Origin of the sequence: Nonomuraea fuscirosea (genome assembly GCF_035917475.1) — a bacterium.
GTDB lineage: Bacteria > Actinomycetota > Actinomycetes > Streptosporangiales > Streptosporangiaceae > Nonomuraea > Nonomuraea fuscirosea.
On the sequence record NZ_CP109074.1, the window covers coordinates 11,658,903 to 11,678,807 of the forward strand.

General features: G+C 69.5%; 17 protein-coding genes, 1 tRNA gene and 1 pseudogene. 14 read left to right on the forward strand and 5 right to left on the reverse strand.

Annotated features, from left to right (window positions below; translation table 11 throughout):
* The first annotated feature begins 32 nt into the window (after positions 1 to 32).
* Positions 33 to 476: an SRPBCC family protein gene (locus OIE67_RS53835; RefSeq protein ID WP_326634946.1), complete on the forward strand. Its 444-nt coding sequence runs from the start codon at positions 33 to 35 to the stop codon at positions 474 to 476.
* Between the two features lie 256 nt (positions 477 to 732).
* Positions 733 to 2,586, forward strand: coding sequence for an ABC-F family ATP-binding cassette domain-containing protein (locus OIE67_RS53840; protein ID WP_326634948.1), 1,854 nt, complete (start codon positions 733 to 735; stop codon positions 2,584 to 2,586).
* Positions 2,587 to 2,588: 2 nt separating this feature from the next.
* Here OIE67_RS53840 and OIE67_RS53845 read toward each other — a convergent pair whose 3' ends face one another.
* Complete coding sequence (locus tag OIE67_RS53845) at positions 2,589 to 3,134, reverse strand: MarR family winged helix-turn-helix transcriptional regulator (protein WP_326634950.1); 546 nt, start codon at positions 3,132 to 3,134, stop codon at positions 2,589 to 2,591.
* 57 nt (positions 3,135 to 3,191) lie between these two features.
* Between OIE67_RS53845 and OIE67_RS53850 the strand changes: the two genes are divergently transcribed.
* The 3 genes from OIE67_RS53850 to OIE67_RS53860 are packed head-to-tail and all read left to right on the forward strand — an operon-like array spanning position 3,192 to position 5,849.
* Entirely contained in the window at positions 3,192 to 3,962 is a 771-nt protein-coding gene (locus OIE67_RS53850; protein WP_326634952.1) for a trans-aconitate 2-methyltransferase, read from the forward strand.
* A gap of 7 nt (positions 3,963 to 3,969) precedes the next feature.
* Complete coding sequence (locus OIE67_RS53855) at positions 3,970 to 4,317, forward strand: VOC family protein (RefSeq protein WP_326634954.1); 348 nt, start codon at positions 3,970 to 3,972, stop codon at positions 4,315 to 4,317.
* 53 nt (positions 4,318 to 4,370) lie between these two features.
* A complete protein-coding gene (locus tag OIE67_RS53860; protein ID WP_326634956.1) occupies positions 4,371 to 5,849 on the forward strand; it encodes a CYTH and CHAD domain-containing protein in 1,479 nt (492 codons plus the stop codon).
* 50 nt (positions 5,850 to 5,899) lie between these two features.
* Here OIE67_RS53860 and OIE67_RS53865 read toward each other — a convergent pair whose 3' ends face one another.
* From OIE67_RS53865 to OIE67_RS53880, 4 genes are all read right to left on the reverse strand, one after another.
* Positions 5,900 to 6,742: an NUDIX hydrolase gene (locus OIE67_RS53865; protein ID WP_326634958.1), complete on the reverse strand. Its 843-nt coding sequence runs from the start codon at positions 6,740 to 6,742 to the stop codon at positions 5,900 to 5,902.
* 183 nt (positions 6,743 to 6,925) lie between these two features.
* Entirely contained in the window at positions 6,926 to 8,986 is a 2,061-nt protein-coding gene (locus OIE67_RS53870) for an RNA degradosome polyphosphate kinase (protein ID WP_326634960.1), read from the reverse strand.
* Between the two features lie 118 nt (positions 8,987 to 9,104).
* The gene (locus OIE67_RS53875) at positions 9,105 to 10,034 is read right to left on the reverse strand and encodes a TetR/AcrR family transcriptional regulator (RefSeq protein WP_407674820.1); all 930 of its coding nucleotides are present in this window, start codon (positions 10,032 to 10,034) and stop codon (positions 9,105 to 9,107) included.
* Between the two features lie 55 nt (positions 10,035 to 10,089).
* A complete protein-coding gene (locus OIE67_RS53880; protein ID WP_326634962.1) occupies positions 10,090 to 11,028 on the reverse strand; it encodes an acyl-CoA desaturase in 939 nt (312 codons plus the stop codon).
* A gap of 299 nt (positions 11,029 to 11,327) precedes the next feature.
* Between OIE67_RS53880 and OIE67_RS53885 the strand changes: the two genes are divergently transcribed.
* The 9 genes and pseudogenes from OIE67_RS53885 to cysN form a co-directional block, all read left to right on the forward strand.
* Positions 11,328 to 11,399: transfer RNA gene (locus OIE67_RS53885), tRNA-Gln, on the forward strand.
* 125 nt (positions 11,400 to 11,524) lie between these two features.
* Complete coding sequence (glmU, locus tag OIE67_RS53890; protein WP_326634964.1) at positions 11,525 to 12,973, forward strand: bifunctional UDP-N-acetylglucosamine diphosphorylase/glucosamine-1-phosphate N-acetyltransferase GlmU; 1,449 nt, start codon at positions 11,525 to 11,527, stop codon at positions 12,971 to 12,973.
* Positions 12,970 to 13,947, forward strand: a complete 978-nt coding sequence (locus tag OIE67_RS53895; RefSeq protein WP_326634966.1) for a ribose-phosphate diphosphokinase — start codon at positions 12,970 to 12,972, stop codon at positions 13,945 to 13,947. The genes glmU and OIE67_RS53895 overlap by 4 nt, the downstream gene beginning before the upstream one ends.
* 97 nt (positions 13,948 to 14,044) lie before the next feature.
* Positions 14,045 to 14,656 carry a 50S ribosomal protein L25/general stress protein Ctc gene (locus tag OIE67_RS53900; protein WP_326634968.1) on the forward strand — a complete coding sequence of 204 codons (612 nt, stop codon included), beginning with the start codon at positions 14,045 to 14,047 and terminating at the stop codon, positions 14,654 to 14,656.
* 66 nt (positions 14,657 to 14,722) lie between these two features.
* Positions 14,723 to 15,307 carry an aminoacyl-tRNA hydrolase gene (gene pth, locus OIE67_RS53905; RefSeq protein WP_106240454.1) on the forward strand — a complete coding sequence of 195 codons (585 nt, stop codon included), beginning with the start codon at positions 14,723 to 14,725 and terminating at the stop codon, positions 15,305 to 15,307.
* 108 nt (positions 15,308 to 15,415) lie between these two features.
* A complete protein-coding gene (locus OIE67_RS53910; protein ID WP_407674942.1) occupies positions 15,416 to 16,855 on the forward strand; it encodes a sugar transferase in 1,440 nt (479 codons plus the stop codon).
* Positions 16,855 to 17,634, forward strand: coding sequence for a 3'(2'),5'-bisphosphate nucleotidase CysQ (locus OIE67_RS53915; RefSeq protein ID WP_326634971.1), 780 nt, complete (start codon positions 16,855 to 16,857; stop codon positions 17,632 to 17,634). Before OIE67_RS53910 ends, OIE67_RS53915 begins: the two co-directional genes overlap by 1 nt.
* 20 nt (positions 17,635 to 17,654) lie before the next feature.
* Positions 17,655 to 18,569, forward strand: coding sequence for a sulfate adenylyltransferase subunit CysD (gene cysD / locus OIE67_RS53920; protein ID WP_326634973.1), 915 nt, complete (start codon positions 17,655 to 17,657; stop codon positions 18,567 to 18,569).
* Positions 18,517 to 19,887: pseudogene (cysN, locus tag OIE67_RS53925) on the forward strand (sulfate adenylyltransferase subunit CysN); the annotation flags it as partial. The gene cysD and the pseudogene cysN, both read left to right, overlap by 53 nt.
* Positions 19,888 to 19,905 lie beyond the last annotated feature (18 nt).

The window sequence follows — 19,905 nt, forward strand, 5'->3', positions numbered from 1 at the left end:
CAACAAGACAGACACGATCAAGGAGAGTCGAAATGGTGGACATTTTGCACAGGGTCGGCGTCAAGGCCACGACACCGGAGAAGGTGTACGACGCGTTGACGACCGTCGAGGGCCTCGCCGGCTGGTGGACCGACGACACGAAGGGGAACGGCGACGTCGGCGGCGTACTCGAGTTCCGGTTCCCGGTCGGTGGCTTCGACATGGAGGTCGTCGAGCTACGGCCGTCCGAGCGGGTGGCGTGGCGGGTGGTCGACGGCCCCGAGGAATGGATCGGGACGACGATCGATTGGGACCTCCGCCAGGACGGCGATTACACGATCGTGCTGTTCAAGCACCAGGGTTGGAAGGAGCCGGTGGAGTTCATGCACCATTGCAGCACCAAGTGGGGCTCGTTCCTGATGAGTCTGAAGTCCCTGGTGGAGACTGGCGAGGGAGCGCCGGCACCGCGGGACGTGCAGATCAGCGACTGGCACTGAGCCGGGAGGCGGTCAGCCCTGTCCGGCCTCGCCCGGGAGTGGCCGCCCGGGGACGGCGTCGCCGGGAGTGGCCGGCCGCCTCTGGGCACAGCATGCCGGCTGCGGCGTCGAGTGTTGTCGACTCGGCGGGGCCCGGTCCTCGCGCCTCCGGAGCGGGCGCCGAAAGCGCCGAGGTGGTGCCTGCGCGCCCGCATGGGCTCGGCAACCGGTCCGCGCGTACCCAGGTCCCCCGGGCCGCCGATACCCTGGGAAGGCCATGAATCTGGTCAACCTTGAGTCGGTCTCCCACGCTTACGGGCCCAAGCCTCTCCTCAGTGACGTCTCCCTCGGCGTGGAAGCCGGGGAGCGCATCGGTGTGGTCGGGCGCAACGGCGGCGGCAAGACGACCCTGCTGTCGGTCATCGCGGGAGCCCTGCGTCCCGACAGCGGTCGTGTCACCCACAACCGGGGCCTGCGGGTCGGGTTCCTGTCCCAGCGGGACGACCTCGACCCCGGCGTTCCGGTACGCGAGATCGTCCTGGGCGACCTGGCCGAGCACGAGTGGGCGGGAGATCAGCGCGTACGCGAGATCCTGGCCAACCTGATCGGCGACCTCGACCTCGACGCCAGGGCCGCGGACCTGTCGGGCGGCGAGCGCAGGCGTACGGCGCTGGCCCGCCTGCTCATCGACGACCACGACCTGATCATGCTCGACGAGCCCACCAACCACCTCGACATCGAGGCCATCGCGTGGCTGGCCGGCCACCTGGCGGGCCGGAAGAGCGCGCTGGTCGTGGTGACGCACGACCGGTGGTTCCTCGACGCCGTCTCCATGCGCACGTGGGAGGTCGTGGACGGGCGGGTCGAGCGGTACGAGGGCGGATACGCCGCCTACGTGCTGGCCAAGGCCGAGCGGGCCCGGATCGCCCAGGCCGCGGAAGAGCGCCGGCAGAATCTCATGCGCAAGGAGATCGCCTGGCTGCGGCGCGGCCCGCCCGCCCGTACGTCCAAGCCGAAGTTCCGCATCGACGCCGCCCAGGCGCTGATCGCGAACGAGCCGCCGGCCCGTGAGACCGTGGAGCTGATGCGGTTCGCGGCGGCCAGGCTCGGCAAGACCGTCTACGACCTCGAAGACGTCACCCTGCACGCGGGCGGTCCCGGCACCGGGCCGCTGGTGCTCGACCACCTCACGTGGCAGTTCGGCCCGGGGGATCGGATCGGGCTGATCGGCGTCAACGGCTCGGGCAAGTCGTCCTTGCTGCGGCTGCTCGCCGACACGATCAAGCCCGACTCGGGCCGCGTGACCAGGGGCAAGACCGTCCGTCTTGCGCACCTGTCGCAGGAGCTGGCCGAGGTGGACCCGACGCGGCGCGTGCTGGAGTCGGTCGAGGAGGTGCGCAAGTACCTCCAGCTCGGCAAGCGCGAGTGGACCGCGTCGCAGCTGCTCGAACGGCTCGGCTTCAAGGGCGAGGCGCAGTGGAAGGTGGTCGGTGACCTCTCGGGTGGTGAGCGGCGGCGGCTGCAGCTGCTGCGGCTGCTCATGGACGACCCCAACGTCCTGCTGCTCGACGAGCCCACCAACGACCTCGACATCGAGACGCTCAACGAGCTCGAAGACCTGCTGGACGGCTGGCCCGGCACGCTGATCCTGGTGAGCCACGACCGCTACTTCCTGGAGCGGGTGACCGACCGCAGCGTGGCGCTGCTCGGCGACGGCAAGCTGTCGCTGCTGCCCGGCGGGGTGGACGAATACCTCGAACGGCGCGCGGCGGGCACGGCCGTCACCGCGCGCCTGGGCACCGCCGCGACGACCGGCGCCGCGCCGTCCGGCCGCATCGGCGCCATCACGGAAGCTGCCACCGCACCGGCCGGGCCGCCGGCCTCCGCCGCCGGCCAGACCGGCGGGCTCTCCGCCAAGGAGGAACGCGAGCTCCGCAAAGAGCTCAACCGCCTGGAACGCCAGCTCGACAAGCTGGGCGACCAGGAGTCCCGGCTGCACGCCGCCATGGCGGACGCGGCCAGCGACTACGCCAAGCTCGGCTCACTGGACGCCCAGCTGCGCGAGATCAAGGCCCAGAAGGAGACGGTCGAGGCCGAGTGGCTTGAGGTGGCCGACCGCCTGGGCGACTGACGTCACTCGCTGTGATCGTGGCCCCGTCCGGGGCGGTGTGGCTCGGGTGGGGAGTCGAACGGGGTGAGGAGGGTGCGCAGGAGTGAGGCGAGGGTCCGCCGGTCCTCGTCCCCCAGCCCCGACAGCAGCTCCCGCTCCCTGCGCAGCAGGTCCGCGAACGCGGCGTCCACCCGTCCCAGCCCCGTGTCCGTCAGCGACACCAGCACCCCACGCCGGTCCTCGGGGTCGGGCCGGCGCCGGACCAGCCCGGCCGCGGCGAGGCGGTCGATGCGGTTGGTCATCGTCCCGGAGGTCACCAATGTGGCCCGCAGCAGGGCGCCGGGGCTGAGCTCGTAGGGTTTTCCGGCCCGGCGCAGCGCCGTCAGCACGTCGAACTCCCACGGCTCCAGATCGTGTTCGGCGAACGCCGCCCGCCGCGCCCGGTCGAGATGCCGGGCGAGTCGTGACACTCTGGAGAGCACCTGGAGCGGCTCGACGTCGAGGTCGGGGCGCTCGGCGCGCCAGGCCGCGACAAGGCGATCGACCTCGTCTCTAGCATCCTCCGTCATGACACAAGAGTGTACTGTCTTGACATCGAGATATCTCTCTCGATATCAATTATCTTCATGTCAAGAGATATCTGGGACCCGGTCACATACGCCGTCTTCGCGGACGAGCGTTCGCGGCCGTTCATCGAGCTGATCTCCAGAGTGGGGGCCGTCGAGCCCGATTATGTCGTGGACGCGGGCTGCGGCAGTGGCGAACTCACCGTCGAGCTGGCCGGTCGCTGGCCGAGGGCGACGATCGAGGGCTTCGACTCGTCCCCGGCGATGATCACGAAGGCCCGCCGGCTGGAGTCGAACGTCAGGTTCGCGGTCGCCGACGTGACCACGTGGCGCCCCGACCGGCCCGTGGACGTGATCGTGTCCAACGCCGTGCTGCAGTGGGTGCCCGAGCACCGTTCCGTGCTGGAGCACTGGATCGAGGAGTTGGCCCCGGGCGGCTGGCTGGCGTTCCAGGTGCCCGGCAACTTCGACGCTCCGAGTCACGTCGCGATCCGCGAGCTGTGCGGCTCGCGGGCCTGGTCCGACAAGCTCGGCGACTACACCAGGGGCAATCCCGTGGAGGAGCCGCTGGAATACCTCGACCTGCTCAACCAGGGCGGTTCGCAGGTGGACGCGTGGGAGACCACGTACGTGCACGTGCTGCAGGGCGAGGACCCGGTGCTCGGCTGGGTCTCCGGCACGGCCCTGCGCCCGATCCTGGACCGCCTCGATCCGGACGAACGGCGCCGCTTCAAGCGCGACCTGGCCAAGCCACTCGCCGAGGCGTATCCGGCAAGGAGTTACGGCACGCCCTTCCCGTTCCGGAGAATCTTCGTGGTCGTCCAGAAATGAGCGGAACATGATCCAGGCACTGCACCACGTCCAGCTCGCCGCGCCGCGCGGCAGCGAGCCGCTGCTGCGGGAGTTCTACGCGGGTCTGCTCGGCCTGCGCGAGGTGCCCAAGCCGCCCGACCTGGCCGGACGCGGCGGCGCCTGGTTCCGGGGCGACGGCGTGGAGGTGCATCTCGGCATCGAGGACGACTTCCGGCCGGCCCGCAAGGCGCACCCGGCGTTCATGGTGGACGACATCGACCCCTATATCGCGAAATTTCCGGACTCGGTGGCTGATGAGCTGGTCCCGGGCTGGCGGAGGATCTACGTCTCCGATCCGGTGGGCAACAGAATCGAGCTGCTGCAACTGGTGTGAGGGTCACCGCCCGGTGGCATTATTGTCCGAAATCGGACTTTTTGCGAGGTGCGGTGGGCATCGAGATCGAGGACAAGTTCGACGTCTCTCCGGAGTTCACGCTGCCGGACCTGAGCGGTCTGGGGGATGTCGTCGGCCCGAAGAGCCACCAGCTCGTGGCCCTCTACTTCGACACCCCTGACCTGCGGCTGGCCACCCGGGGCATCACGCTGCGGCGCAGGCGGGGCGGCGACGACGCGGGCTGGCACCTGAAGCTGCCCAAGGCCAAGGGCGTGCGCCAGGAGATCCACCACCCCCTCACCCGCAGCACCAAGATCGTCCCCGCCGAGCTGGCCGAACTCGTCCGCGCCTACACCCGGGGCGCCGAGCTGCGGCTGGTCGCCGAGCTCGACACCCGCAGGAACGTGACCGTCCTGCTCGACGGCGACACCCGGCTGCTGGAGGTGGCCGACGACCGGGTCAAGGGCACCGTGTACGGCGCGGAGACCACGATCGTCCGGTGGCGCGAGGTCGAGGCGGAGCTGCTCGAAGGTGGCACCGGCAAGCTGCTGGCCAAGGTGGGCAAGCGCCTGCGGAAGGCCGGGGCCGTACCGTCGCAGGCCACCAGCAAACTCGCCAAACTCCTCGAACCCGCCCCACCGCCCACCGCCCCCACCGAACCGGGCACGGCGGGCGAGGTCGTCGTCGCCTACCTGGCGACGCAGGTGAACGCCCTGCTCACGCAGGACCCACGGGTGCGCAGGGCCGAGGACGACGCGGTGCACCAGATGCGCGTGGAGGCGCGCAGGCTGCGCAGCGCGCTCAAGGCGTTCAGGAAGATCGTGACCGGCACCGACCACCTCCAGGACGAGCTGCGCCGGCTCGGCGCGGTGCTCGGCGAGGCGCGTGACCTGGAGGTGATCAGGGCCAGGTTCGCCGAGCTGCTCGACGGGCTGGCGCCCGAGCTGGTCACGGGCCCCATCGGCGCCCGGCTCGGCGCCGATCTGCACGAACGCGAGCAGGAGGCGTACGGCCGCATCAGGGAGGAGCTCAGCGGCGACCGCTACTACCGGCTGCTCGGCGCGCTCGACGAGCTTGTGTCGGCCCCGGCCTTGGGCAGGGCCGCGGCCAGGCCGGCACAGGACGAACTGCGCGCCGTCGCCGTGGCCGGCTGGGAGCGGGTGACGAAGCGGTACGAAGCCGCCCAGGCCATCGACGACCCCGACCGCCGCGCCCTCGCCATGCACGACGTCCGCAAGGCCGCCAAACGCGCCCGCTACACCGCAGAAGCCCTCAAACCCAGCATCAGCGGCGGCATGGGCAAGCTCGCCAAGCTGGCCGAGCGCGTCCAGGAGATCCTGGGCGTGCACCAGGACGGGGTGGTCGCGCAGGAGACCCTGCTCGGGGAGGCGGAGCGGGCGCGGCGCGCGGGCGAGGACACGTTCACGTACGGCCTGCTCATCGGCATCGAACGCGGCCACGCCGAACGCGCCGACGCCGAGTTCCCGGAGGTCTGGGCCGAGACGGCGAAAGCAGCCGCCAAGATCCTCTGAGGGTGCCGCTGATCGGCCCCTGGTCGGTGGTGACAGCCAAGGAGGACGGGTCAGGTTTCGTAGCGTTCTACGCTGACGATCTGGCCGGCGGCTCGGTGCAGGACGGCGAAGGCGCCCTTGCGCAGGTGCACCTCCGTGCTGGTCAGCGTCTCGATCAGGGCAGGCAGCACCTTGCCGTGGCTGCACACGGCCGCCGGGCCGGCGAGGCTGCCGACCAGGGCGGGGGTTGCTTGCGGGTCCTGGTTCTCCTCGCTGAGCAGGGGATCGGTCGTGAGTGGGGCTTCGATGGCGTTCGCGTACGGCTGCAGTGTCTGGACGCAGCGCAGGCTGGGGGAGCTCAGCAGGGTCTCGGGGCGGTAGGCGGGCAGGGCCGTGGCCAGGGTCGTCGCCTGGGAGAAGCCGGCGGCGTCGAGGGGGCGTACGGCGTCGTCGTCCTGCCACTCGCTTCTGGAGCCGGCAGTGCCGTGGCGGACGAGGATCAGGGGTACGGTCACCAGGGGTGCGGCCCGTAGTGCGTGCAGCAGTCCGGCGTCCCATTCGTACGTCAGCAGCCGCCTGGCCTCCTCCACCGGCAGCCAGCGCAGCTCGTCCACCTCCTCGCCCGGCGAGAACCCGGCGTCGGCGACCGCCTGCGCCACCCAGTAGTCGACCCGCTTGAGCCGGCCCATGCTCATGTAGTGGACCGGCGGCAGCGCGCGGCCGAGCAGGACGGTCAGGCCGGTCTCCTCGTGGACCTCGCGCAGGGCGGCGGCGATCTCGTGCTCTCCCGCCTTGAGCTTGCCCTTGGGGAGGGTCCAGTCGTCGTAGGCGGGCCGGTGGATGACGGCCACCTCAGGGCGGCTCTGCTCACCCCTCCAGATCACGGCTCCGGCGGCCCGGAGCGGGTCGGTCATCAACGGTCGTCCCGGTCACGGCCGCCGTCGGTCCTCCAGGTCACGGCTCCGGCGGCCCGGAACAGATCGGTCCTCCAGGTCACGGTCCCGGCGGCCCGGAACAGACCAGTCCTCCAGGCCACGGTCCCGGCGGCCCGGAACAGATCGGTCCTCCAGGGCACGGTTCCGGTGGCGCGGAGCGGGTCAGTCGTCAACGGTTCTCCAGCGGCGGGTGCCGATGAGGTGGCTCTGCAGGTCCTCGCCGGGGTGGCGGTTCCAGGTGCCGTCGGAGTTGAGCCACCACGCGTTGGTGCTCTCGGCCATGGCCAGGTCCATCAGCTCGATCAGGTACGCCTTGTGCTGCTGCGCCGTGACCTTGACCAGGGCTTCGACGCGGCGGTCGAGGTTGCGGCGCATCAGGTCGGCGCTGCCGATCCAGACCTCCGGGCGGCGGCCGAGGCCGAACTCGTAGACGCGGGAGTGTTCGAGGAAGCGCCCCAGAATCGACCGTACGCGCACCGTTTCCGACAAGTCGGGAATGCCTGGGCGGAGGGTGCAGATGCCGCGTACCCACAGATCCACCGGGACGCCCGCCCGGGAGGCCCGGTAGAGAGCGTCGATGATCGGCTCGTCCACCAGCGAGTTCGTCTTGATCCTGATCCGCGCAGGACGCCCGGCCTGCTGGTGGGTGATCTCCCGCTCGATCCTGGCCAGCAGCCCGCCACGCATGGAGTGGGGCGCGACCAGCAGGCGGCGGTAGGCGGAGTGGTGGGAGTAGCCGGTCAGGTGGATGAACAGGTCGGTCACGTCCTCGCCGACCAGCGGATCGGCGGTGAGCAGGCCGAAGTCCTCGTACTGGCGGGCGGTCTTGGGGTTGTAGTTGCCGGTGCCGATGTGGCAGTAGCGGCGCAGCTCGCCCGAGGGCTCCTGGCGGACGACGAGGGCGAGCTTGCAGTGGGTCTTGAGCCCGACCACGCCGTAGACGACGTGACAGCCGGCCCGCTCCAGCTTGCGGGCCCAGGTGATGTTGGCCCGCTCGTCGAATCGGGCCTTGATCTCGACGACGACCACGACCTGCTTGCCGGCCTCCGCCGCGTCGACCAGCGCGTCCACGATGGGGGAGTCGCCGCTGGTGCGGTAGAGGGTGTGCTTGATCGCCAGGACGCGCGGGTCGGCCGCGGCGGCCTCGATGAAGTGCTGGACGCTGGTGGCGAACGAGTCGTACGGGTGGTGCAGCAGCACGTCGCGCTCGCGCAGGATGGAGAAGACGTCGTCCTCGGCGTTGATCACCTCGGCCGGCACGAACGGCCGGTAGCTCAGCTCGCCCCGGTCGAGGTCGGCGATGGCGTGCAGGCCCGACAGGTCGAGCGGCCCCGGCAGCCGGTAGATCTCGTGCGTGGCCAGCTCCAGCTCCTCCACCAGCGGCGCGAGCACCTCGGGGGTGATCGTGTCCTCGACCTCCAGCCGCACGGGCGGGCCGAAGCGCCGCTTCAGCAGCTCCTTCTCCAGGGCCTGCATGAGGTTCTCGGTGACGTCCTCGTCCACGTCGAGGTCCTCGTTCCTGGTGACGCGGAAGACGTGGTGCTGGAGGATCTCCATGCCCTTGAAGAGCTGTCCGAGATGAGCGGCGATGACGTCTTCGAGCGGGACGAAGCGGTCCTTGGACGCCGGGACGAACCGGGGGAGCTGCGAGGGCACCTTGACCCGGGCGAAGACCGTGTGGTCGGTGGCCGGGTTGCGCACGAGGACGGCCAGATTCAGGCTGAGCCCGGAGATGTAGGGGAAGGGGTGGGCGGGGTCGACGGCCAGGGGCGTCAGCACGGGCCTGATCCGCTCCCTGAACAGTTTGCGCAGCTCCGTGCGCTCCTCGCGGCCCAGCTCGTCCCACCGGACGACCTCGATGCCCTCGGTGGCCAGCTCGGGGGAGATCCGCTGGTGGAAGGCGGCCGCGTGCCGCCTGGCCAGCCGGTCGGCGACGGTCGCGATCCTGACCAGCTCTTCGCGGGGCTTGAGCCCGCTCCTGGTCCGCAGCAGCAGGCCGGTCGCCATGCGCCGTTTCAGCCCGGCCACCCTGACCCGGAAGAACTCGTCCAGGTTGCTGGCGAAGATGGCGAGGAAGCGCACGCGTTCGAGAAGCGGGAGTGAGGGGTCCTCGGCCAGGTCGAGCACCCGTTCGTTGAACTGGAGCCAGCTCTCCTCGCGGTTGAGGAACCGCTCCTGTGGCAGGGGCAGGTCGTTGGTAGCTCCGACCGGTTCTGCGGACATATGGCGTATATTGCCCCGTTTGGTTGAACAGAACGTTAACGTAGCCGCAACGGCTCAACCTGGAAGGTCGGCCCAGCTCAACCCCATCGTCACCCCGTGTGCCCCGCCTGTTCAAGGCTCACTCAGGATGATCTACCTGTTCGAGACGGGCGGCCCGTTCGGCCAGCCTGGCCTCCCGCTGGCGGATCTTCTCCTCCCGCTCACGGGCCTTCTCAGCCTCCTTGAGCAGCCGCTCGCGCTCCTTCAGCTCGCGCACCCTGGCCTTCTCGGCCTCCTTGAGCTCACGCTGGCGCTGCTTCTCCGCCTCCTTGAACTCCTTCTCCCTGGCTTTCTCGAACTCGCGCAGCTCCTTCTCACCGCCGGCCCGATCCCCGCCGGTCCGATCGCCGCCGGCGACGCGCGGCTTGGGCGGCTGGCCCTGGCTGCGGCTCGTGACGGTGATCGACGGGTGCGGGTTGAGCCCGGTCAGGCCGTTCCAGGCCAGGTTGACCAGATGGGCGGCGACCTCCTCACGGCCGGGCTTGCGCACGTCGAGCCACCACTGGCCGGTCAGCGCCACCATGCCGACCAGCATCTGGGCGTACATCGGGGCCAGCTTGGGGTCGTAGCCGCGGCCCGCGAACTCGTCGGCCAGCACGTCCTCCACCTGGCTGGCGATCTCGCTGATCAGGCTCGCGAACGAGCCCGTGCCGGAGGCGGCGTGGGAGTCGCGGACCAGGATGCGGAAGCCCTCGCTGCTCTCCTCGATGTAGCGGAGCAGGGCCATGGCGGCCCGTTCCAGCTTGATCAGGGCGTGGGAGGCGGAGAGGGCTTCAGTGATCATGCCGAGCAGCTTCTGCATCTCGCGGTCGACGACGACCGCGTAGACGCCTTCCTTACCACCGAAATGTTCGTACACCACGGGCTTCGACACCTGTGCGGTGGCGGCGATCTCCTCGATAGAGGTCCCGTCGAACCCCTTCTCGGCGAAGAGCGTGCGGCCGATGCTGATCAGCTGCTCTCTTCGCTCTGCGCCGGACATGCGTCTGCGGGATCGGGGTTCGGTCACGGTACCCATAATGACGGCCACGGATCCGTGGCCGCTCATCGGATCATGGGCAGGGTCAGGCAACGCGCTTCGCCGCCAGCCGCTCGGGCGTCGGCCAGCGGACGTCGTACACCCAGCCCAGCTTCTCGAAGATCCTGATCAGACCGGCGCTCAGGTCGATCTGGCCCTTGAGCACGCCGTGCCTGGCGCAGGTCGGGTCGGAGTGGTGCAGGTTGTGCCACGACTCGCCGAAGGAGGGGATGGCCAGCCACCACACGTTGCGCGACTTGTCGCGGACCTGGAAGTCCTCCTCGCCGAAGACGTGGCAGATCGAGTTGATCGACCAGGTCACGTGGTGCAGCAGGCCGATGCGGACGATGGAGCCCCAGAACAGCGCGGTCAGGCCGCCCTGCCAGGACCAGGTGAGCAGCAGGCCGAGCACGCCGGGCAGCAGGATCGAGGTGAGCGCCATGGCGCCGAACCACTTGTGCATCTTCAGCACGTCCTCGTCCTTGCACAGGTCGGGGGCGTACTTCTCCCTGTTGGTCCGCTCGCTCTCGAACAGCCAGCCCATGTGGGCGTAGAGCAGGCCCTTGGCCATGTTCTTGAAGCCAGGGCCGAAGCGCCACGGCGAGTGCGGGTCGCCCTCCTTGTCGGAGAACTTGTGGTGCTTGCGGTGCGTGGCCACCCAGTCGAGCACGGACATCTCCAGCGACAGGGTGCCGGCGATGCCCAGCGCGATCTTCAGCGGCCGCTTGGCCTTGAACGAGCCGTGCGTGAAGTAGCGGTGCAGCCCCACCGTGACGCCGAGCCCGGAGACCACGTAGAAGACGAAGGCGATGGCGATGTCCGTCCAGCCGAGCCCCCAGCCCCACGCGAACGGCACGGCCGCCACGAGCGCGACGATGGGCAGCCCGACGACCAGTCCGAAGGTGATGAGCTCGGACTTGGACTTCGGTTCTGATTCGAACTCCGGCTTCGGGGAAGGGGCTGAACGCTCGGCGATAACGGTCACTGGCGACCTCCAACGACGTGTATGTGGTTTATGTCCAGGCTACGCCACCGTAACCTACGCCAGCGTAAGTTAGGAAGACCTAAGTTGGGAATGTCGGGAAGATGACGGCGCTTCCGGCAAGGTGCGTGGGGATCGTGGCTTGCGTCGTTTCGGACGGTCTGTTATAGGGGCGTCCGCTCCGAAACCCCTGCTATCAGGGCTGTTACAACAACGGCCGCGGGCAGGAGGTCATATACGGGCGCGCGCCAGGCCGCGGGGTCGGTATCGTAGGGGGTGTCGGACATCACGTGTTCGGCCCGTCCCGGATCGTCTAATCGGCAGGACAAGTGGTTTTGGTCCACTTTGTAGGGGTTCGAGTCCTCTTCCGGGAGCTCTGAGGTGTTCCCCCCGCGAAATCTCCGGGGTGAGGCCAGGTATCCTCACGGTGTCGGGAGGGTAGCGGTGCGGTAGACGTACCGCACAGCCCTGATCCTTCCAGCCACAGGAGCCTCAGTCCGTGAGTGTGCCGCGCCCGGCAGCCGTGATCGTCCTCGCCGCGGGCGAGGGCACCCGGATGAAGAGCCAGACCCCGAAAGTCCTCCACGAGGTGTGCGGCCGAGCACTGGTCGACCACATGCTCTCCGCCGCCCGCGACCTCGACCCCGAGCGGCTCATCGTGGTCATCGGCCACGCCCTTGAGCAGGTCGGCGGCCATCTCGCCGCCAACAGCCCCGACGCCCGCGCGGTCGTCCAGCGCGAGCAGCGCGGCACCGGCCACGCCGTCCGCACCGTGCTCGAAGAGGTCGGTACGATCTCCGGCACCGTCCTGGTCACCTACGGCGACGTGCCGCTCCTGCGCACCGAGACCCTGGCCGGCCTGCTCGAACGGCACGCCGCCGAGGGCAACGCGGTCACCGTGCTGACGGCCGCGGTCCCCGACCCGACCGGCTACGGGCGGATCATCCGCGACGACGCCGGCGCGGTCCTGGAGATCGTCGAGGAGAAGGACGCCGATCCGGAGCAGCGCGCCGTCAAGGAGATGAACTCCGGCATCTACGCCTTCGACGGCCTCCTGCTCGCCGACGCCGTCAAGCGGGTGTCCACCGACAACGCCCAGGGCGAGGAATACCTCACCGACGTCCTGTCCATCCTGCGCCGCGACGGCCACCGGGTCGGCGCCTGCGTGGCCGCCGACTTCGTCGAGGTCGAGGGCGTCAACGACCGCGTGCAGCTGGCCGCCGTCCGCAAGGTGCTCAACCGGCGCCTGCTGGAGGCCCACATGCGAGCCGGCGTCACGATCATCGACCCCGACACCACTTGGATCGACGTCGGGGTGAAGATCGGCCCCGACGCGGTCGTCCACCCCGCCACCCAGCTCCACGGCGCCACGGTCATCGAGGCCGGCGCCGAGGTCGGCCCCGGCACCACGCTGACCGACACGTACGTCGGGGAGGGCGCCGTGGTCCGCAACGCGGTCTGCGACCACGCCGAGATCGGCCCGGAGGCCAACGTCGGTCCCTACGCCTACCTGCGCCCCGGCACCGTGCTGGGACACCGGTCCAAGGCCGGGACGTTCGTCGAGATGAAGAACACCAAGGTCGGCCAGCGCTCCAAGGTGCCGCACCTGTCCTACGCCGGAGACGCCACCATCGGCGACGACGTCAACATCGGCGCCTCCACGGTCTTCGTCAACTACGACGGGGTCGACAAGCATCACACCACCGTGCGCGACGGCGCGTTCGTCGGCTGCGACACCATGCTGGTCGCGCCGGTGACCGTCGGCGACGGCGCCTACACGGCGGCGGGCTCGACCATCACCGACGACGTCCCCCCGGGCGCCATCGGCGTGGCCCGCGCACGGCAGCGCAACATCGAGAAATGGGTCGTGCGCAGGCGCGCGGGCACGAAGTCGGCCGCGGCCGCCGAGCGGGCGCTGGCCGGGCAAGATCAGGAGAAAGAGCAGTGACCAGCATCAAGCAGCCCGGCGAGAAGAACCTCATGCTCTTCTCCGGCCGGGCCCACCCAGAGCTGGCCGATGAGGTCGCCGAACACGTCGGCGTCTCACTCACCCCCACCAAACTCATCGACTTCGCCAACGGCGAGATCTACGCCCGCTATCTGGAGTCCGTACGCGGCTGCGACGCGTTCGTCATCCAGAGCCACACCGGGCCGATCAACAAGTGGATCATGGAACAGCTCATCATGGTCGACGCGCTCAAGCGGGCCTCCGCCAAGCGCATCACCGTGGTCATGCCGTTCTTCGGCTACGCCCGCCAGGACAAGAAGGGCCGCGGCCGCGAGCCCATCACGGCCCGGCTGATGGCCGACCTGTTCAAGACCGCGGGCGCCGACCGGCTCATGTCGATCGACCTGCACACCTCCCAGATCCAGGGCTTCTTCGACGGCCCGGTCGACCACCTGTTCGCCATGCCGGTGCTGGAGAGCTACCTCAAGAACAAGCTCGACCTGGACAACACCACGGTCGTCTCGCCCGACACCGGCCGGGTGCGCCTTTCGGAGCGCTGGGCCGACACGCTGGGCACGCCGCTGGCGTTCATCCACAAGCGCCGCGACCTCGACGTGGCCAACTCGGTCAAGGTCAGCGAGGTCGTCGGCAAGGTACGCGGCCGCACCTGCGTCCTCATCGACGACATGATCGACACCGCCGGCACCATCTGCAAGGCCGCCGACGCCCTCTACGAGCAGGGCGCCACCAACGTGATCGTGGCCGCCACCCACGCGGTCTTCTCCGACCCGGCCGTCGACCGGCTGAAGAACTCCCGCATCTCCGAGGTCATCGTCACCAACACGCTGCCGCTGCCCGAGAGCGCCAGGTTCGACAAGCTCACCGTGCTGTCCATCGCGCCGCTCATCGCCCGCGCGATCACCGAGGTGTTCCAGGACGGTTCGGTCACGAGCTTGTTCGAGGGCGACACCTGAGCCAGTAGACTGAACAGGTTGCGCTCGTAACGCCTCCCGCTAGGGCGGGTCAGGGAGAGCGCCGCACCAGCCGCCTACCGCATCCCTAGGAGATGTCGTGTCTGAAGTTCGCATCGCCGCCGAGCCGCGCACCGCGTTCGGCAAGGGCGCCGCCCGCAAGATCCGCCGCGAAGACAAGGTGCCCGCCGTTCTCTACGGGCACGGCATCGACCCCAAGCACCTGACCCTGCCGGGCCACGAGGTGCTGCTCGCGCTGCGCACGCCCAACGTGCTGATCCGCCTCAAGGGTGAGGGCGTGGACGAGCTCGCGCTGCCCAAGGGCGTGCAGCGCGACCCGATCAAGGGCTTCGTCGAGCACGTCGACCTGCTCCTGGTCAGGAGCGGCGAGAAGGTCACGGTCGAGATCCCGGTCACCACGGTCGGCGACGTCAACTCCGAGGGCCTGCTCGACCAGCAGCTCGTCTCCATCGGCGTCGAGGCCGAGGCCACCCACATCCCGACCGGCGTCGAGGTCGACGTCGAGGGCCTCACGGTCGGCACCGTGGTCACCGCCGCCGACCTGCGCCTGCCGCAGGGCAGCACGCTGACCGCCGACCCCGAGACCGTGATCCTCCAGGTCATCAACAAGCCGATCGAGGCCGCCGAGGAGACCGAGGAGGCCGCCGAGGGCGCCGCCGAGGGCGAGACCGCGCAGGCCGACAGCGAGTAAGCGACGATTCGATCGTGAACGGGGCGGCCGGACTCGAGCCGTCCCGTTCCGCTGTGAGGGGAACGCATGGACCGCTGGTTGATCGCCGGACTGGGTAACCCAGGGCCCGAATACGCGGGCAACCGGCACAACGCCGGCTTCATGGTGCTGGACGAGCTGGCCGCGAGGGCCGGCGGGCGGCTGAAGGCGCACAAGAGCCGGGCCGAGGTGTGCGAGACGAGCGCCGCCGTCCTGGCCAAGCCCCTGACGTACATGAACCTGTCCGGCGGCCCCGTCAAGGCGCTCTGCGACTTCTACAAGATCGGCCCCGAGCGGCTGATCGTCGTCCACGACGAGCTCGACGTGCCCTACGGCGCGCTGCGGGCCAAGCTGGGCGGCGGCGACAACGGCCACAACGGCCTCAAGTCGATCACCAAGGTCCTCGGCACCCGCGACTATCTGCGCGTGCGCTTCGGCATCGGGCGACCGCCCGGCCGGATGGATCCGGCCTCCTTCGTGCTCAGAGACTTCGCTACCATGGAGCGCAAGGACCTGCCCTTCCTGGTCGACCGGGCCGCCGACGTGGTGGAGTCGCTGATGGCCCGCGGCCTGGAGACGACGCAGAACGACTTCCACCGGGCTGATCTGCACATATCCGGCCCTCCTCGCTGATCCCCGCATAGAGCCGTTCGCTGGTTCGTGGCCTTCCAGGCGGCTACGATCTGTGACTGTCCGTGCGGGAATGGTCACCTGGAGGCAGGCGTGCGCGGTGATGGCGTCATGGCCGTCGTCAGGACGGGTCATGAACTCGGCTGGGGAGACCGGCCGCGCACGCTCGCCTGGGTCCGCTCCTACCGGCTGATGGCCGTGGCGGGAGACCTGTGCGGGGCGGCGATCGGGGCCGGGGCCGCCTTCTCCATCAGGTTCGGCGGGATCACCCCTTATGTGCTGCCGTACCTGCTGGTCAGCATGGTGCTGCCGGGGGTGTGGTGCTGCGCGGTGGCGCTCAACCGGGCGTACGAGCCGCGCATGCTCGGCGTCGGCTCCGAGGAGTTCCGCCGCGTCGTGCAGACCGGCGTGGCGCTGGTCGCCGGCACGGCCATCGGCTCCTACGTGACCAAGACCGACGTCGCCCGCGGCTACGTCGTGCTGGCCCTGCCCCTGGTCACGCTGTTCACCCTCGTCTTCAGGTACGCCCTGCGCCGCTCGCTGCACCGCCGCCGGGCCGCGGGCGCCTGCATGCGCAAGGTGGTCGCGGCCGGTCACGAGTCCTCGATCGAGGAGCTGATCCGGCTCTTCCGCCGCGAACACCATCACGGCATGGACGTGGTGGCCGCCTGCCTGCCCGGCGGGCACCCCGGCCAGCGGGTGGCGGACGTCCCGGTCGCGGGCGACCTCACCGACGTGCCGATCGTGGTGGAGCAGTACGACGCCGACACCGTGGCCGTGCTGGCCTGCCCCGAGATGGACGGCCAGGCGCTGCGCCGGCTGGCCTGGCGGCTGGAGCGCACCCGCACCGAGCTGGTCGTCGCCCCGGCGCTGATGGACGTGGCCGGGCCGCGCACCATGATCAGGCCCATCGCCGGCATGCCGCTGCTGCACGTCGATCATCCCGAGCTGGCCGGGGTCAGGCAGCTGGCCAAGAACGTCTTCGACCGGCTGGTGGCCGCCGTCCTGCTGGTGCTGCTGTCTCCGGCGCTGGCCGGGCTGGCCGCGGCCGTGCGCCTGACCAGCCCGGGGCCGGCGCTGTTCCGGCAGACCCGGGTGGGCAGGGACGGGCGGCTGTTCACGATCGTGAAGTTCCGTACGATGCGGCGCGGCTCGGAGCAGCAGAAGGTGACGCTGGTCAGCGACCGCGACGGGCTGCTGTTCAAGCTGCGCAACGACCCGCGGGTCACCCCGCTCGGCTCGCTGATGCGCCGCCATTCTCTCGACGAGCTGCCCCAGCTGCTCAACGTGGTACGCGGCCACATGTCGCTCGTGGGCCCCCGGCCGCCGCTGCCGGAGGAGGTGGCGCGCTACGGTGACGACGTGCGTAGACGACTCCTCGTACGCCCTGGGCTGACCGGGCTGTGGCAGGTCAGTGGGAGATCTGACCTATCTTGGGAGGAATCCGTACGTCTGGACCTGCGTTATGTGGAGAACTGGTCCCTCACCCTGGACCTACAGATCCTGTGGAAGACTTGGTCGGCCGTCGCCCGCGGGCAAGGAGCATATTGATGACGATTCGCGACGACCACGCCCTCGCCGCCGATCTGGCGAACGAGGCGGGCGAGCGGCTGCTGCGGATCCGCGAGCGCACGGGCTACGACGACACGGCCGCGCTGCGGGCGGAGGGCGACCGCGCCTCCCACGTCTACCTCATGGAGTCCCTCGGCCGGCTGCGGCCCTCCGACAGCGTGCTGTCGGAGGAGGCCACCCGCGAGGAGCGGCTCGACCCGCGCCGGCTGAGCGCCGAACGGGTGTGGATCGTCGATCCCCTGGACGGCACGCGCGAGTTCTCCGAGCGGCTGGACGATCAGGCGGGAAGAGCCGACTGGGCGGTCCACGTGGCGCTGTGGGAGCGGGGCAGGCTGGCCGCCGGCGCCGTGGCCCTGCCCGCGCAGGGCCGCACTCTGACCACCGCCGAGCCGCCGAAGCCGCCCGCCTTCGAGAAGGGCCGCTTCCGCATCGCCGTGAGCCGCACCCGGCCGCCCGAGTTCGTGCGCAAGCTGGCCTACCTGCTCGGGGCCGACCTCGTGCCCATCGGCTCGGCCGGCGCGAAGATCTCGGCCGTGCTCACCGGGGAGGTCGAGGCGTACGTACACGCCGGTGGCCAGTACGAGTGGGATTCGGCCGCGCCGGTCGCCGTCGCCCAGGCCGCCGGGGTTCACGCGAGCCGGATCGACGGCTCCGAGCTGACCTACAACCAAGCCGACCCATCACTACCGGATATCCTGGTTTCCCTACCGGAGCTGGCGACATCCCTGCTCGCCGGCATCCGGGACCTGCACCGCTGAACCGCCGGAGGAAAGCTCCCATGCTCCAGCGCGACTACACGACGTCGCAGCTCGACGTGCTCGAAGCAGAGGCCATCCACATCATGCGCGAAGTGGCGGCCGAGTTCGAGCGTCCGTGTCTGCTCTTCTCCGGAGGCAAGGACTCGATCGTGATGCTCCGCATCGCGGAGAAGGCCTTCTGGCCCGCGCCGATCCCGTTCCCGCTCATGCACGTCGACACCGGCCACAACTTCGACGAGGTCATCGAGTTCCGCGACCGCCGCTCGGCCGAGCTGGGCACGCGGCTGATCGTGGCCAGCGTGCAGGAGTCCATCGACCAGGGCCGGGTCGTGGAGGACACCGGGCGGCGCGCCTCGCGCAACCGCCTGCAGACCACCACGCTGCTCGACGCGATCGAGGAGCACGAGTTCGACGCGGTGTTCGGCGGCGCTCGGCGCGACGAGGAGAAGGCCAGGGCCAAGGAGCGGGTGTTCTCCTTCCGCGACGACTTCGGGCAGTGGGATCCCAAGAACCAGCGCCCCGAGCTGTGGAACCTCTACAACTCCCGCATCCGCAAGGGCGAGCACATCCGCGTCTTCCCGCTGTCCAACTGGACCGAGCTCGACGTCTGGGACTACATCAGGCGCGAGGGCATCGAGATCCCCTCCATCTACTTCGCCCACACCCGCAAGGTCTTCGAGCGCGACGGCATGCTGCTGCCCGACTCCGACGTCGTGCGGCGCGGCGACGACGAGCCGCTGTTCGAGTCGGTGGTGCGCTACCGCACGGTGGGCGACATGACCTGCACGGGCGCCGTGCAGTCCAGCGCCGGCACGGTGGAGGAGATCATCGAGGAGATCGCGGCCACCCGGATCACCGAGCGCGGGGCCACCAGGGCCGACGACCGCGCCTCCGAGGCCGCCATGGAGGACCGGAAACGCGAGGGCTACTTCTGATGGAACCGTCCGTACCAGTCGCTCAGACGGCGTCTACTTACGAAGGTCACAGCTAATGGACATCCTTCGCTTTGCCACGGCGGGAAGCGTCGACGACGGCAAGTCCACCCTCATCGGACGGTTGCTCTTCGACTCCAAGGCGATCTTCGAGGACCAACTCGAAGCCGTCGAACGCACCTCGCGCGACCGGGGCACCGAATACACCGACCTGTCGCTGCTGACCGACGGCCTGCGGGCCGAGCGGGAGCAGGGCATCACGATCGACGTGGCCTACCGGTATTTCGCGACGCCGCGCCGCAAGTTCATCATCGCCGACACGCCCGGCCACATCCAGTACACGAGGAACATGGTCACCGGCGCCTCCACGGCCGACCTGGCGATCATCCTCATCGACGCGCGCAAGGGCGTGCTGGAGCAGTCGCGCAGGCACGCGTTCCTGACCTCGCTGCTGCGCGTCCCGCACCTCGTGCTGGCCGTCAACAAGATGGACCTGGTCGGCTACTCGCGTGAGCGCTTCGAGGAGATCAGGGAGGAGTTCACCGCGTTCGCGTCCAAGCTGAACGTCACTGACCTCACCTTCATCCCGATCTCCGCGCTCAACGGCGACAACGTGGTCTCCCGTTCGGAGAACATGCCCTGGTACCTCGGCACCTCGCTGCTGCACCACCTGGAGAACGTGCACATCGCCTCCGACCGCAACCTGGTCGACGTGCGCTTCCCCGTCCAGTACGTGATCCGCCCGCAGCGGGCCACCGACCACGCCTTCCACGACTACCGCGGCTACGCGGGCCAGGTGGCCGGCGGCGTACTCAAGCCCGGCGACGAGGTCGTCCACCTGCCCTCGGGCCTGACCACGCGGATCGCCTCCATCGACACCTTCGACGGGCCGGTGGAGGAGGCGTTCCCGCCCATGTCGGTGACGCTGCGCTTCGAGGACGACCTCGACATCTCGCGCGGCGACATGATCGCCAGGCCCAACAACCAGCCCCAGGTCGCGCAGGAGTTGCAGGCGATGGTCTGCTGGATGGCCGACGGGGTCAAGCTGACGCCGCGCTCGAAGCTGACGATCAAGCACACCACCCGTACGGCCCGCGCCATGGTGCGTGACCTGCACTACCGGCTCGACGTCAACACCCTGCACAGGGACGAGGAGGCGACCTCGCTCGGGCTCAACGAGATCGGGCGCGTGTCGCTGCGGGTCACCCAGCCGATGTTCGTGGACGACTATGCCCGCAACCGGATGACCGGCGGTTTCATCCTCGTGGACGAGTCCACGAACGGCACGGTCGGCGCCGGCATGATCATGGACGCCAGCTGAGGTAGATCTTTTAGGGTT

Coding starts and splice junctions, on each gene's coding strand:
- OIE67_RS53855 (WP_326634954.1), top strand. CDS start 3,970: ATGATCCAGGCACTGCACCACGTCCAGCTCGCCGCGCCGCGCGGCAGC.
- OIE67_RS53840 (WP_326634948.1), top strand. CDS start 733: ATGAATCTGGTCAACCTTGAGTCGGTCTCCCACGCTTACGGGCCCAAG.
- cysD (WP_326634973.1), top strand. CDS start 17,655: ATGCTCCAGCGCGACTACACGACGTCGCAGCTCGACGTGCTCGAAGCA.
- OIE67_RS53865 (WP_326634958.1), bottom strand. CDS start 6,742: ATGACCGACCCGCTCCGGGCCGCCGGAGCCGTGATCTGGAGGGGTGAG.
- OIE67_RS53850 (WP_326634952.1), top strand. CDS start 3,192: ATGTCAAGAGATATCTGGGACCCGGTCACATACGCCGTCTTCGCGGAC.
- OIE67_RS53845 (WP_326634950.1), bottom strand. CDS start 3,134: ATGACGGAGGATGCTAGAGACGAGGTCGATCGCCTTGTCGCGGCCTGG.
- OIE67_RS53870 (WP_326634960.1), bottom strand. CDS start 8,986: ATGTCCGCAGAACCGGTCGGAGCTACCAACGACCTGCCCCTGCCACAG.
- pth (WP_106240454.1), top strand. CDS start 14,723: ATGGACCGCTGGTTGATCGCCGGACTGGGTAACCCAGGGCCCGAATAC.
- OIE67_RS53910 (WP_407674942.1), top strand. CDS start 15,416: ATGGCCGTCGTCAGGACGGGTCATGAACTCGGCTGGGGAGACCGGCCG.
- OIE67_RS53915 (WP_326634971.1), top strand. CDS start 16,855: ATGACGATTCGCGACGACCACGCCCTCGCCGCCGATCTGGCGAACGAG.
- OIE67_RS53835 (WP_326634946.1), top strand. CDS start 33: ATGGTGGACATTTTGCACAGGGTCGGCGTCAAGGCCACGACACCGGAG.